Source organism: Agrobacterium sp. 5Ca39 (genome assembly GCF_055382365.1).
Genome location: NZ_AP026437.1, coordinates 1,687,732 through 1,701,172 on the forward strand (window position 1 = coordinate 1,687,732; position 13,441 = coordinate 1,701,172).

At 60.2% G+C, this 13,441-nt stretch carries 13 protein-coding genes; 8 read left to right on the forward strand and 5 right to left on the reverse strand.

The genetic code is table 11. From position 1 onward, the window contains the following. Positions 1 to 13 precede the first annotated feature (13 nt). The 5 genes from ACZ47E_RS21440 (at position 14) to ACZ47E_RS21460 (ending at position 3,164) form a co-directional block, all read left to right on the forward strand. Positions 14 to 499 (forward strand): hypothetical protein, encoded by a 486-nt coding sequence (locus ACZ47E_RS21440; protein ID WP_004445520.1) that lies wholly within the window; start codon positions 14 to 16, stop codon positions 497 to 499. 181 nt (positions 500 to 680) lie between these two features. After that, positions 681 to 1,976 (forward strand): bifunctional sulfur transferase/dioxygenase Blh, encoded by a 1,296-nt coding sequence (gene blh, locus ACZ47E_RS21445; protein ID WP_022562913.1) that lies wholly within the window; start codon positions 681 to 683, stop codon positions 1,974 to 1,976. 53 nt (positions 1,977 to 2,029) lie between these two features. Beyond that, the gene (gene bigR, locus ACZ47E_RS21450) at positions 2,030 to 2,326 is read left to right on the forward strand and encodes a sulfite-sensing transcriptional repressor BigR (protein WP_045531466.1); all 297 of its coding nucleotides are present in this window, start codon (positions 2,030 to 2,032) and stop codon (positions 2,324 to 2,326) included. After that, the gene (locus ACZ47E_RS21455) at positions 2,323 to 2,730 is read left to right on the forward strand and encodes a YeeE/YedE family protein (protein WP_022562915.1); all 408 of its coding nucleotides are present in this window, start codon (positions 2,323 to 2,325) and stop codon (positions 2,728 to 2,730) included. The genes bigR and ACZ47E_RS21455 overlap by 4 nt, the downstream gene beginning before the upstream one ends. Next, complete coding sequence (locus tag ACZ47E_RS21460) at positions 2,727 to 3,164, forward strand: YeeE/YedE family protein (RefSeq protein WP_022562916.1); 438 nt, start codon at positions 2,727 to 2,729, stop codon at positions 3,162 to 3,164. Before ACZ47E_RS21455 ends, ACZ47E_RS21460 begins: the two co-directional genes overlap by 4 nt. Positions 3,165 to 3,237: 73 nt before the next feature. Here the strand turns inward: ACZ47E_RS21460 and gpmI are convergent, their stop codons facing one another. The 5 genes from gpmI to ACZ47E_RS21485 form a co-directional block, all read right to left on the reverse strand. Next, a complete protein-coding gene (gpmI, locus tag ACZ47E_RS21465) occupies positions 3,238 to 4,755 on the reverse strand; it encodes a 2,3-bisphosphoglycerate-independent phosphoglycerate mutase (RefSeq protein WP_004445529.1) in 1,518 nt (505 codons plus the stop codon). A gap of 344 nt (positions 4,756 to 5,099) precedes the next feature. Beyond that, positions 5,100 to 6,377: a dihydrolipoamide acetyltransferase family protein gene (locus ACZ47E_RS21470; protein WP_022562918.1), complete on the reverse strand. Its 1,278-nt coding sequence runs from the start codon at positions 6,375 to 6,377 to the stop codon at positions 5,100 to 5,102. 2 nt (positions 6,378 to 6,379) lie between these two features. Then, positions 6,380 to 7,393 (reverse strand): alpha-ketoacid dehydrogenase subunit beta, encoded by a 1,014-nt coding sequence (locus ACZ47E_RS21475; protein WP_112636344.1) that lies wholly within the window; start codon positions 7,391 to 7,393, stop codon positions 6,380 to 6,382. 3 nt (positions 7,394 to 7,396) lie between these two features. Further along, positions 7,397 to 8,635, reverse strand: coding sequence for a 3-methyl-2-oxobutanoate dehydrogenase (2-methylpropanoyl-transferring) subunit alpha (locus ACZ47E_RS21480; RefSeq protein WP_022562920.1), 1,239 nt, complete (start codon positions 8,633 to 8,635; stop codon positions 7,397 to 7,399). Between the two features lie 44 nt (positions 8,636 to 8,679). Then, complete coding sequence (locus ACZ47E_RS21485) at positions 8,680 to 9,807, reverse strand: acyl-CoA dehydrogenase family protein (RefSeq protein ID WP_022562921.1); 1,128 nt, start codon at positions 9,805 to 9,807, stop codon at positions 8,680 to 8,682. Positions 9,808 to 10,109: 302 nt separating this feature from the next. Between ACZ47E_RS21485 and ACZ47E_RS21490 the strand changes: the two genes are divergently transcribed. The 3 genes from ACZ47E_RS21490 (at position 10,110) to ACZ47E_RS21500 (ending at position 13,440) form a co-directional block, all read left to right on the forward strand. Beyond that, positions 10,110 to 10,583, forward strand: a complete 474-nt coding sequence (locus ACZ47E_RS21490) for an Lrp/AsnC family transcriptional regulator (RefSeq protein ID WP_004445535.1) — start codon at positions 10,110 to 10,112, stop codon at positions 10,581 to 10,583. Positions 10,584 to 10,656: 73 nt separating this feature from the next. Further along, complete coding sequence (locus ACZ47E_RS21495) at positions 10,657 to 11,829, forward strand: isovaleryl-CoA dehydrogenase (protein WP_022562923.1); 1,173 nt, start codon at positions 10,657 to 10,659, stop codon at positions 11,827 to 11,829. A 9-nt stretch (positions 11,830 to 11,838) separates the two neighbouring features. Beyond that, positions 11,839 to 13,440, forward strand: a complete 1,602-nt coding sequence (locus tag ACZ47E_RS21500; protein WP_022562924.1) for a carboxyl transferase domain-containing protein — start codon at positions 11,839 to 11,841, stop codon at positions 13,438 to 13,440. Position 13,441: the final 1 nt, after the last annotated feature.

Consider the following 13,441-nt stretch of genomic DNA (forward strand, 5'->3'; position numbering starts at 1 on the left):
AGGGATACGTATCATGATCCTTGGACTCACCATTCCCCAATTCACTGCACTGCATGTGGGCTTGAGCTTCATCGGCATTGCTACCGGACTGATCGCCCTGCCCGCTTATGCGGCAGGGCGATGGATGCCCCGCATGATGGCGCTATTCCTCGTCACCACGCTTGCCACCACGCTCACCGGCTTCCTGTTCCCAATCGGAAATTTCACACCGGCACTCGGTGTCGGCGTCATATCGACCCTCGTTCTGGCAATCGCACTTGTCGCGCTTTACGGATACGGTCTGAATGGCAGGGCGCGCATCATTTATACGATCACCGCCACGATGAGCCTCTATCTCAACATGTTCGTCCTGATCGTACAGGCCTTTCTCAAGGTCGAAACGCTCAACAAGCTGGCGCCGAACGGCAATGAACCACCCTTCCTGATCGCCCAGACGGTCCTGCTTGTAGGAGCCATCTGTCTCGGCTGGAAGGCGACGCGCCGCAGGCTTGCCGTCTGAGGCCAGTGTGAATTCCAATCGATGCCGCACACATGCCTTGCGCCCTGCCACTCGGGCGCAGGGGATGTTCCGCTAACACGCCACAAGCCGCAGATAGCTGCGAAGGCACCTCGCACTCTTGCCATCGATCAATATACATTATACAATAATATATATTGATTTGTTGCCACAGGAGATGTCGATGAAAGTCGTTAAGATTAACGAGCGCTTGACCGTTGCGGGGCAGCCGATGATCGCCGATTTCCAGTCGCTCTCCGCGCAGGGTTATAAATGCGTCATCAATGCCCGGCCGGATGGCGAAGAGCCGAGCCAACCGGGCAGTGAGCAGGAAAGAAGCGCCGCCGGGGCGGCAGGCATGGACTATGGCTTCATCCCGGTCACCGGCCCTGCCATCAATGAGGCCGATATCCGCGCCTTTCAACAGAAAATGGCGGAAGCGGCAGGCCCCGTTTTTGCCCATTGCAAGGGTGGCACCCGTGCGCTCACGCTTCATGTGCTTGGGGAAGCGCTCGACGGACGCATGGAACGCGGCGACATCGAGGCGTTTGGCAAGGCGCATGGCTTTGATCTTTCCGGCGCCACTCGCTGGCTGGAGCGACGCGCGGCAGCGGTTCCGCACGTCAAGGCATTCTTTGATCCGCGCACCTGGAGCGTGCAATATGTCGTTTCCGATCCAGTGACCAAACGCTGCGCCATTATCGATCCGGTCTATGATTTCGATGAGAAATCCGGCGCAACCGGAACGATGAATGCCGACGCCATTCTGAACCATGTGGAAAGCGAAGGCCTGTCGGTGGAATGGATTCTCGATACCCATCCGCATGCCGACCATTTCTCCGCCGCCTATTACCTGAAGCAGAAGACCGGTGCGCAGACAGCCATCGGCGCGAAAATCACCGGCGTACAACGGCTCTGGCAGGAAAAATACAATTGGCCGGACCTTGAAACCGATGGTTCGCAGTGGGACAGGCTGTTCGAGGCGGGCGACAGGTTCAATATCGGTTCGCTTGAAGCGCGCGTGCTGTTTTCGCCCGGCCATACGCTCGCCTCCGTAACCTATGTGGCGGGAGATGCCGCCTTCGTGCACGATACGCTTTTCATGCCGGATTCAGGCACAGCGCGGGCTGATTTTCCCGGTGGCAGCGCCAGAGAACTCTGGGCGTCCATTCGGGACATTCTCGCCCTTCCGGACGAAACACGGCTGTTCACCGGCCATGATTATCAGCCCGGCGGCCGCGCGCCGAAATGGGAAAGTACGGTGGGCGAACAGAAACGCAGCAATCCACATCTGGTCGGCATGACGGAGGAAAGCTTCATCCACCTCAGGGAAACGCGGGATCGGACCTTGCCGATGCCAAAGCTCATCCTCCATGCCCTGCAGGTCAATATTCGCGGCGGACGCCTGCCGGAGCCGGAGGCAAATGGCAGGCGTTACCTGAAATTCCCTCTTGATGTGCTGGAGGGAAGCACGTGGTAAAGGGAAAGACGCCCGGAAAGCCCCTTCATACTCCTGACATTCCCCTTCCCGCCATGGAGGAACGGGCCGTGGAAGTCGCGCTGCTTTTGAAGACCCTTGCCCACCCTGCGCGGCTGATGCTGGCCTGCACGCTGGCGCAGGGAGAATTCTCCGTGGGAGAGCTGGAAGCCAGGCTGGATATTCGCCAGCCTACACTCTCCCAGCAGCTGGGCGTCCTGCGGGAAGCCGGTGTGGTTGAAACCCGGCGTGACGCCAAGCAAATTTTCTACCAGCTGAGCGAAGCGAAAGCGGCGCAGCTGATCGAGGCGCTTTACACCATATTCTGCGCGCCGGAGGAGGAGACCGCGTGAGCCCCTACTGGTCTTCTCTTTTCGGCGGCATGTTGCTCGGCCTCGCCTGCGTTCTCCTGTTTGTCTTTAACGGCCGCATTGCCGGTATCAGCGGGATCATCGGCAGAACTCTTGGCAGGCAGCGGCGTCTTGCCGATCTCGCTTTCATCGCCGGCTTGCTGGCGGGACCTTATATCCATGCCGCAGCATTCGGCCGGCTACCCGCAATCACCGTCGCTGCCCCTTGGCCCCTTATCCTGATTGCCGGTCTGCTGGTGGGTTTTGGCACACGCCTGGGCTCCGGCTGCACCTCCGGCCATGGCATCATGGGGCTGGCGCGGTTTTCCCGGCGCTCGATAGCCGCAACCGCCACCTTCCTGATCGCCGGCATCTTTACTGCGACGATAGCGGGAGCCCTGTCATGAAAAATCCGGCCGTAGCGCGTATTGCACTTGCATTGCTTGCAGGAGCGTTGTTCGGATTCGGCCTTTCGCTGTCGGGCATGGTCGATCCGGCGCGTGTTTCCGGCTTTCTCGACATCGCAAGCGGCCATTGGGACCCGAGCCTGATGTTCGTTCTTGGCGGTGCCATTATGGTCGCGGTGCCGGGCGTGCTGCTCAGCAGACGTCTCGCCAAGCCCGTTCTCGCCGACGATTTCCGCCTTCCAGCAAAGACCCGCATCGACGGGCCGCTGATAACCGGCTCGGCGATTTTCGGCATCGGTTGGGGGCTTGCCGGCTTCTGCCCCGGCCCGGCACTCTCCGCTGTCGGCCTTGGGCTGATGCCAGTCGTTCTTTTCGTCTGCGCCATGATTGCCGGCATGCTGGCGCACGACCGCCTCTACGCGAAGCAGTCATAGCTTAAAACGCTCGTTCGGAACCTAAAACAGACGGTCGCGCGGGGCTGAAGTGCTGCCGCGCGACGACGCTAGATTAAAGGTCGATCAGGCTCTTGCCCGTCATTTCCGGCGGCAAGGGCACATTCATCAGCTGCAGCAGGGTGGGCGCGACATCGGCGAGAATACCGTCATGCAGCTTCGCACCTTCAGGGCCACCGAAAAGGATCACCGGAACCGGATTTGTGGTGTGCGCCGTATGCGGGCCGCCGGTCACCGGGTCGACCATGGTTTCGCAATTGCCGTGGTCGGCAATCACAAGCATTGCGCCTCCCACTTTTTCGAGTGCGGCAACGACCGCACCGAGGCCACGATCCACGGCTTCACAGGCCTTGATTGCGGCCTGCAGATCACCGGTATGGCCGACCATATCAGGGTTGGCGTAATTGGTGACGATGAGATCGTAACCCTTGCCGATCGCCTCGACAAATTTTTCCGTTACCTCGGGCGCGCTCATTTCCGGCTGCAGGTCGTAGGTCGCGACCTTCGGGGATTTCGGCATGAAGCGATCTTCACCGACTTCCGGCTCTTCCTTGCCGCCGTTCAGGAAGAACGTCACATGCGGATATTTTTCCGTTTCGGCGAGCCGGAACTGCGTAAGGCCCTGCTTCGCCACCCAGGCGCCAAGCGTGTTGACGATATCGCGCTTCGGGTAAGCCGTGGTCATGAAATCATTGTGCCGGGTAGAATATTCCACCATGCCAAGCAGCGCCGAGAGCACTGGCTTTTCGCGCGCAAAACCGTCGAAATCATCGGCACCGATGGCAAGCAGGATTTCACGCGCGCGGTCAGCACGGAAGTTCAGGCAGAACAGGCCATCGCCGGCCTTGAAGCCTTCATAACCGTCGATCACGGTCGGCAGGATGAACTCGTCCGTGACTTTATTCGCGTAGCTCTGTGCAACGGCGCTCACCGCATCCCGGGCGTGCTCGCCTTTGGCCAGGACCATCGCGTCATAGGCCTTTTCGACACGCTCCCAGCGGTTGTCGCGGTCCATAGCATAATAACGGCCGATCACGGTGCCGATGCTGGCGCCTTCCGGCAGGCTTGCCACAAGCGCAGCCACAAAATCTTCAGCGGATTGCGGCGCGACGTCACGACCATCGGTGATGGCATGCACCACGACCTTCAGGCCGTGGCTGACCATCAGCTTCACCGCCGCCTGGCCGTGGAGGATATGGCCATGAACGCCGCCATCGGAAACGACGCACATCAGATGCGCCACACCGCCTGCGGCCTTCACCTTGGCGGCGAAATCAAGCATCGCCGCATTGCGGAAAAAGCTGCCATCCTCGATTGCAAGATCGATCTGGCCGAGATCCATGGCGACGATGCGGCCCGCACCGATATTGGTATGACCGACTTCGGAATTGCCCATTTGTCCGGTAGGCAGCCCCACCTTAGGGCCAAACGTGGTGAGCCTCGCATTCGGGCAGGTGGCGAAAAGCCGGTCCATGGTGGGCGTGTTCGCCAGAACAGGCGCGTTGCTGGATGTATCCTCACTCAGCCCCCAGCCATCGAGAATAGTCAGGACAACGGGTTTGGGAGTTTGCATGGGAGGACCCTTTTCGTTCTGTTGCCGGCGGAGAGCGGACCGCCGGGCACCGGAGCGCCCTCGTCCGCCACTGTGATCGTGATGAGAAAACATGCTTCTCGTTCTTCTCTTCTATACCCGAAGATGACGAACGCAAGCCTATACCGATAGCCAAACAGTTCCGTGAAGGCTGAAAACGCGGGCTAAGAAATGCGGTCATGACACGCATACGCCCTCATCCCTGTGCTCGTCACAGGAATCCAGCCGACGCGCGTCTGCGCGACGGGACGAGTCCTTTCAGCCCAAAGACTTGGGCTGAAAGGATCACTGTGACAAACACAGGGAGGAGGGAGCACGGATCGCCTTCAATCGATGAAGATCAGCGCGGGCTTTTCCAGAAGCGCCTTGACGGCCTGTATGAAGACTGCCGCATCCCAGCCGTCCACGACACGATGATCGAAGCTCGAAGACAGGTTCATCATCCTGCGCGGCACAAAGCGAATTCCGTCCCAGACCGGCCGCGTCACGATCTTGTTGACGCCGATGATCGCCACTTCGGGGTAATTGATGATGGGCGTCGAAATGACACCACCCAACGCCCCAAGCGAGCTGATGGTGATGGTGGAGCCCATCAGTTCTTCCCTATGCGCCGTCCCGGTGCGAGCGGCCTCGGCAACGCGTGCGACCTCGTCTGCGCACTCCCAAAGGCCGAGCGCTTCCGCGTGGCGCACAACCGGAACGGTGAGGCCTGACGGTGTCTGCGTGGCAATGCCGATATGAACCGCCTCGTAGTGGCTGACGACACCTTTTTCATCATCGAAAAGCGCATTCATACCAGGATGATCGGCAACGGCTTTGACAAGCGCGCGCATCAAAAATGGCAGGACCGTCAGTTTCGGCTGCCCGGAACGGCGGTTGCCGTTCATCGTAGCGCGCAGATCTTCCAGATCGGTCACGTCGACTTCTTCGACATAGGTGATGTGGGGAATGCGGGAGGCGGAAAGCACCATCTTCTCGGCAATCTTGCGCCTGAGCCCGGTCACCTTCACCTCTTCGACAGCGCTATCGTGGGGTGCCATCGGTTCAGTGCGCTCCGGCCGCCCCCGCACGGTTAAGAACGCGTCGAGATCGGCATGGGTAATATGCCCGTCGGGACCCGTTCCCTTGACCTGTGCAAGATCGATATCGAGATCGTCAGCACGCTGGCGAACGGCCGGAGACGCCAGCGGCTTATGGTGCAGTTCGACCGCAGGCGCCGTGTTGGCTTCCCCGGCTTCGCGTGGCACCGGCTGGGTCTCAACGGGTGGCGGCGTGTCCGTCATGTCGGCGGGCGCTTCCTCTTCCGTCATGCGGGTCGGCGCCTCCCCTTCCGGCGCGCTACCATTGGCAGCGACGGCAGCGACATCGGTTTCGATGCGCAGGAGCGGTGCTTTCACCGGCACCGTATTTCCCACCGTTACCGCGAGCCAGGTGACGACGCCCGCCACCGGCGAAGGGATTTCCACCGTCGCCTTGTCGGTCATCACCGCGGCCAGCACCATGTCCTCGTGGACAAGATCGCCCGGTTTGACGTTCCATTCCACGAGTTCGGCTTCCGCCACACCTTCACCGACATCGGGCATGGTTAGAATAAATTCTGCCATGATCAGGCCTCCATGACTTCGACAAGGGCGCGCCCGACGCGGGCTGGCCCCGGAAAATAGTCCCACTCCTGCGCATGGGGATAAGGCGTATCCCAACCTGCGACGCGCACGACGGGAGCCTCAAGGTGATAAAAACAATGTTCCTGCACCAGCGACACGACTTCTGCCCCGAAGCCGGAGGTCAACGTCGCCTCATGCACCATGACGCAGCGGCCGGTCTTGGAAACCGACTTCACGACGGTATCGAGGTCGAGCGGCAGCAGGCTGCGCAAATCGATGATCTCGGCGTCCACCCCCGTCTCTTCCGCCGCTGCCAGCGCCACATGCACCATGGTGCCATAAGCGATGACCGTGACATCGTTTCCGGGGCGGCGGATTTCGGCCTTGCCGATGGGAATGGTGTAGTGCCCTTCCGGCACCTCCCCCTTCTCGTGTTTGGACCATGGCGTTACGGGCCGGTCATGATGACCGTCAAACGGGCCGTTATAAAGCCGCTTCGGCTCCAGAAACATTACGGGGTCGGGATCTTCGATGGACGCTATCAGTAGCCCCTTGGCGTCGTAAGGATTGGAAGGAACCACCACTTTCAGCCCGCAAACATGGGTGAAAAGCGCCTCCGGGCTCTGGCTATGCGTCTGGCCTCCGAAAATGCCGCCGCCGGTCGGCATACGAAGAACGATCGGGCAGGTAAAGTCCCCGTTTGAGCGATAACGGATACGCGCTGCCTCCTGGGTAATCTGGTCATAGGCGGGATACATGTAATCGGCGAACTGGATTTCGACACAGGGCCGCAATCCATAAGCGGCCATGCCGATGGCGGTGCCGACAATGCCGGATTCGCTGATCGGCGCATCGAAACAGCGGGTTTTACCGTATTTCTGCTGCAGCCCCTGCGTGGCGCGGAAAACCCCACCGAAATAGCCAACATCTTCGCCGAACACCACGACTTCGTCGCTGCGCTCCATGGACACATCCATGGCGCTGCGGACGGCTTCAATCATCGTCATTCTTGCCATGTCTTACCATCCTGCCTTCTGGCGCTGGCGGACGAGATGCGCCGGCATCTCGGCGTAAACACCTTCGAAAATATCCTTCTTCGGCGGTTTTTTGCCCTCGTGCAGCGTGCCGTGGCTTTCCGCCTCGCGCTGGGCTTCCAGCACCTCATCGGCGATCTCCGCCTCCGCCTGCCGGTGCCGCTCTTCCGACCAGACGCCACGCAGGATGAGGTGTTTCTTCAACCTCAGGACAGGGTCGCCCAGAGGCCATGCTTCGGACTCGGTCTTCGGGCGGTAGGCGCTCGGATCGTCAGAGGTGGAATGCGCGCCGACACGATAGGTGACGTATTCGATGAGCGTCGGGCCGAGATTGCGGCGCGCCCGCTCCACGGCCCAACGGGCCACGGCATAAACGGCCAGATAATCATTACCGTCGACCCGCAGTGCGGGAATACCGAAACCCAGCCCGCGTGCCGCGAAGGTCCCGGAGCCCCCGCGTGCAATGCCCTGAAAGGTGGAAATGGCCCATTGGTTGTTGACGATGTTGAGAACGACCGGCGCCTTGTAGGTCGATGCAAAAACCATCGCCGAATGAAAGTCCGACTCCGCCGTCGAGCCATCGCCAATCCAGGCGGCCGCAATCTTTGTATCACCCTTGATGGCCGATGCCATCGCCCATCCCACCGCCTGCACATATTGCGTGGCGAGATTGCCGGATACGGTGAAGAAACCGTGTTCTTTGGAAGAGTAAAGGACCGGCAGTTGCCGCCCGTGCAGCGGGTCGAGTTCGTTGGAATAGATCTGGTTCATCATGGTGACGAGCGGATAGTCGTCGGCTATCAGCAGACCTGCCTGCCGATAGGTCGGGAAGTTCATGTCGCCCTTGGAAAGCGCCTTGCGGAAGGCGCAACTCACTGCCTCCTCCCCGAGATGCTGCATATAAAAAGAGGTCTTGCCCTGCCGCTGCGCCATCAGCATGCGCGCATCGAAAGCCCGAAGCCTCATCATGTTCTTCAGACCCGTCAGCAGGTCGTCATCCGAAAGCAGCCCGGCCCAAGGTCCGACGGCCTCACCCTGATGATTAAGGACGCGAATGATCGAATAGGCGAGATCACGCATGCTCTCGGGCGCGGCATCCACTTCCGGGCGAGGCACGGAACCGGCCTTGGGTATCTTTACATTGGAGAAATCCGGCTGATCGCCGGGCCGCACGGCGGGTTCCGGAACATGCAGGCTGAGATGTGGCGTTTCTGATATGTCCATTCTACTCCTCCCGTCGCGGTCTCCTCCAGACCGTGAAACAACTCTCAAAGGTTTCTTGCGATCACCATCCGCTGGACATCGCTTGTCCCCTCGTAAATCTGGCAGATGCGCACATCGCGATAGATCCGCTCCACCGGATAATCCGCCATGTAGCCATAACCGCCGTGGATCTGGATGGCGTCCGAACAAACGCGTTCGGCCATTTCCGACGCGAAGAGCTTGGCCATCGAGGCCTCCGAAAGACAGGGTTCACCCGCCTCCTTCAGCGCCGCCGCGTGCAGCACCAGCTGCCGCGCCGCCTGAATGCGTGTCGCCATATCCGCGAGACGAAACGCCACCGCCTGATGCTCGATGATCGCCTGCCCGAAGGCCTTGCGCTCACGGGCGTAATCCCGCGCCGCCTCAAACGCCGCCTGCGCCATGCCCACCGCCTGAGCCGCGATGCCGATGCGGCCGCCTTCCAGATTGGCGAGCGCAATGCGGTAACCCTGACCTTCCTCACCGAGCCGTAAATCGGCGGGAATGGCCATGCCGTTGAAAGCGATCTGGCAGGTATCGGACGAGTGAAGGCCAAGCTTTTCTTCCACCCGGATAACCTCATAGCCCGGCGTATCGGTGGGCACGATGAAGGCGCTGATACCCTTCTTGCCTGCCGCTGCATCCGTAACGGCAAAAACAATGACGACATCGCCATTCTTACCCGAGGTGATGAACTGCTTCGCGCCATCAAGAATATAACGATCGCCATCGCGACGCGCCCTGGTCTTGAGATTTGAGGCATCGGAGCCGGCCTGTGGTTCGGTCAGCGCAAAGCCACCGATCCATTCACCGGAGGCAAGCTTCGGCAGAAAACGCTGCTTCTGGTCCTCGGTCCCGAATTTTAGGATCGGCACGCAACCGACCGAATTATGGACGCTCATGATGGTGGAACAGGCACCGTCCCCTGCAGCGATTTCCTCCAGCGCCAGCGCATAAGCGACAGCACCGGTTTCCGCCCCGCCATACTCTTCGGACACCAGCATGCCGAGGAAGCCGAGCTCGCCCATCGCTTTCAATTCTTCCTTGGGGAAACGGCTTTCCCGGTCACGCGACGAGGCGCCAGGGGCAAGCCTTTCCCGCGCGAAGTCGCGGGCCATATCTCTGATCTGCTGCTGGGATTCAGTGAGCATCATCGCCGCCTCCCGCCAAAAAGCAGAAGCGTATCAGGCGCGTCGCCAGTTGGAATTGGTCGCGAGGGCTGCCCTTGAAAGCACGGGCGGCCCCATCCATCACGACAGGGTCATGCACAGCCAAATTCACCTCCCTTGGCCAGCCCTGACGTGAGGAACCGGCCCGCCGCAAATCTCCTCCAGACCGCGACTGACGTGAACGCTATCACTATCTCGAATTCATTTCAAAGCTATTTTGATTGACAGTTTTTTGATTGGCGATATCTTTGATCCAACAAATAGTCATATCATAGAGCAAATGATCCATGATTGAGCTCGACAGTTTCGACCAGAAGATTCTGCATGTTCTCGGCGATGACGGGCGGGTCAGCTGGCGGGATCTTGCGGCTCGGATAGGCCTTTCCTTCACGCCAACGTTGCGCCGCGTGCGCAAGCTCGAAGAGGAAGGCATCATTCGCGGCTATACCGCCGTATTCGATGAGAACCGGCTGCTCGGCAATATGGGTGTCTTCATCTCCGTCACGCTGGAGCGGCAGATCAAGGAAGCGCTGACGACATTCGAACATCATGTGGCCTCCATTCCCGAGGTGGTGGGTGGTTACCAGACGAGCGGCAGTTCCGATTATCTGATCCACGCCATGGTGCGGGATCTGCCGCATTACCAGCAGCTGCTGGATTTCCTGACCACCGTACCCGGCGTGTCGCGCATCCAGTCCAACTTTGCCATCAAGACATTCGTGCGCCGTTCCGCCGCCTTCACCGGGGGTGACACGCCGTAAACAAGGGCTGCCGGCGCGGAGGAGGTGCCGGCTGCTGACAAAGGACGGCCTGCCGTCCGGAGGAGGAGACGCGATGAGTTTGAACCTCGCCGCCATTTTCGATGCCGATCTCGGCCCGGAAATCGCAGCATTGCGCGACAGCGCAAGTGCATTTGCCGATGATAAAATCGTCCCGCTGGCGGCGGAGATCGACAGGGACGACCGCTTCCCGCGTCAGCTCTGGCCTGAAATGGGCGAGCTTGGCCTGCACGGCATTACTGTTTCGGAAGAATTCGGCGGTGCCGACATGGGCTATCTCGCCCATTGCGTGGCGATGGAGGAAATAAGCCGGGCTTCCGCCTCCATTGGCCTTTCCTACGGCGCTCATTCCAACCTCTGTATCAACCAGATTCACCGCTGGGGAACGCAAGAGCAGAAGCGCAGATATCTGCCGAAGTTGGTCTCGGGCGAGCATGTCGGTTCGCTTGCCATGAGCGAGACGGAAGCCGGTTCGGATGTCGTCTCGATGCGGCTGAAGGCGGAACGCAGGGGCGACCGCTATGTGCTGAACGGTGCGAAAATGTGGATCACCAACGGCCACGAGGCCGATACGCTGGTGGTTTACGCCAAGACGGATATGTCCGCCGGCCCGCGCGGCATCACGGCCTTCCTGATCGAAAAGGGCTTCAAAGGGTTTCGTCCGGCCCAGAAACTCGACAAGCTCGGCATGCGAGGTTCCCCCACCTCGGAACTCGTGTTCGAGGATTGCGAGGTGCCGGAGGAAAACATCCTCGGGCGGTTGAATGACGGCGTAGCGGTGCTGATGAGCGGGCTGGATTACGAGCGCGCCGTGCTGGCCGCCGGCCCTGTAGGTATCATGCAGGCGGCAATCGACCTGGTGCTGCCTTATGCCCGCGAGCGCAAACAATTCGGCAAACCGATCGGTGAATTCCAGCTCGTGCAGGGTAAGCTCGCGGATATATATTCGGCGATGAACGCATCGCGCGCTTATGTCTATTCCGTGGCCCGGGCCTGCGACAATGGCCGCATCACGAGGCAGGATGCGGCGGGGGCTATCCTCTTCGCCGCCGAGCGGGCGACGCAGGTGGCGCTGGATGCGATCCAGCTTCTCGGCGGTTCCGGTTATGTCAATGAAAGCCCGGCCGGACGGCTGCTGCGCGACGCCAAGCTTTATGAGATCGGCGCTGGCACCAGCGAAATCCGCCGGATGCTGATCGGCCGCGAACTGGTCAAGGGCAACGGGTGAGGACACGCGATGAAGCTTACGTCCAGTATGAATCGCGATCCCGCCTTCGCTGCCAATGTCGAGTTCATGTCGGATCTGGTGGCTGACCTGCGCCGACAGGTCGAAAAAATCTCCAGAGGCGGCGGCGACAAGGCCCGCGAACGGCATCTTTCCCGTGGCAAATTGCTGGTACGTGACCGCATCGAGACACTTCTCGATCCCGGCAGTCCATTCCTCGAATTCTCGCAATTTGCAGCTTACGAGGTTTATGACGAACCTGTTCCGGCCGCCGGCATTGTCACCGGCATCGGCAGGGTCTCGGGCCGAGAATGTGTAATCGTCGCCAATGATGCGACGGTGAAGGGCGGCACCTATTATCCGCTGACGGTGAAGAAACATTTGCGCGCGCAGGAGATTGCCGCCGAGAACCGCCTGCCCTGTATTTACCTCGTGGATTCCGGCGGCGCGAACCTCCCCAATCAGGACGAAGTGTTTCCCGACCGCGATCATTTCGGCCGTATCTTCTACAATCAGGCCAATATGTCGGCGAAAGGCATCGCCCAGATCGCCGTGGTGATGGGCAGCTGCACGGCGGGCGGGGCCTATGTGCCTGCGATGAGCGACCAGTCCGTGATCGTCAAAAACCAGGGCACGATCTTCCTTGGCGGCCCGCCGCTGGTGAAGGCGGCAACAGGTGAGGTGGTGAGTGCGGAAGAGCTGGGCGGTGCGGATGTGCACTCCCGGCAATCCGGCGTCACCGATCATTTTGCCCATGACGACCGCCACGCGCTGGCGCTGACCCGGCGGATCGTTTCCAGCCTCAACCGCCGCAAACAGTTGGGGCTGGATATCCGTGAACCGGCAGAACCGCTTTACCCGCCCGAAGAGCTTTACGGCATCGTTCCCGCCGATACGCGCAAACCCTTCGAGGTACGTGAGATCATCGCCCGTCTGGTGGATGGTTCTGAATTTGATGAGTTCAAGGCGCTTTATGGCACGACGCTGGTCTGTGGTTTCGCCCATATCCATGGCTATCCCGTTGGCATCATCGCCAATAACGGCATCCTGTTTTCGGAATCGGCGCTCAAGGGCGCGCATTTCATCGAGCTCTGCTGCCAGCGCGGCATTCCCCTGGTTTTCCTGCAGAACATCACCGGCTTCATGGTCGGCAAGGCCTATGAGGCTGGCGGCATTGCCAAGGATGGCGCCAAGCTCGTCACCGCCGTCGCCTCCGCCAAGGTGCCGAAATTCACCGTCATCATCGGCGGCTCCTTCGGGGCCGGTAATTATGGCATGTGCGGCCGGGCCTATTCGCCCCGCTTCCTCTGGATGTGGCCGAATGCCCGCATTTCCGTGATGGGCGGCGAGCAGGCGGCCTCCGTTCTGGCACAGATTCGCCGCGACGGTATCGAAGCTGATGGCCGGCACTGGTCGAAGGAAGGCGAAGAAGCGTTCAAGCAGCCGATACGCGAAAAATACGAGCGGGAGGGCCATCCCTATTATGCCAGCGCGCGGCTTTGGGACGACGGTATCATCGACCCAAAGGATACCCGCCTCGTCCTCGGCCTCGGTCTGTCCGCCGCGCTCAACGCACCCATTGAACCCACCCGTTTTGGCATATTCAGGATGTGAG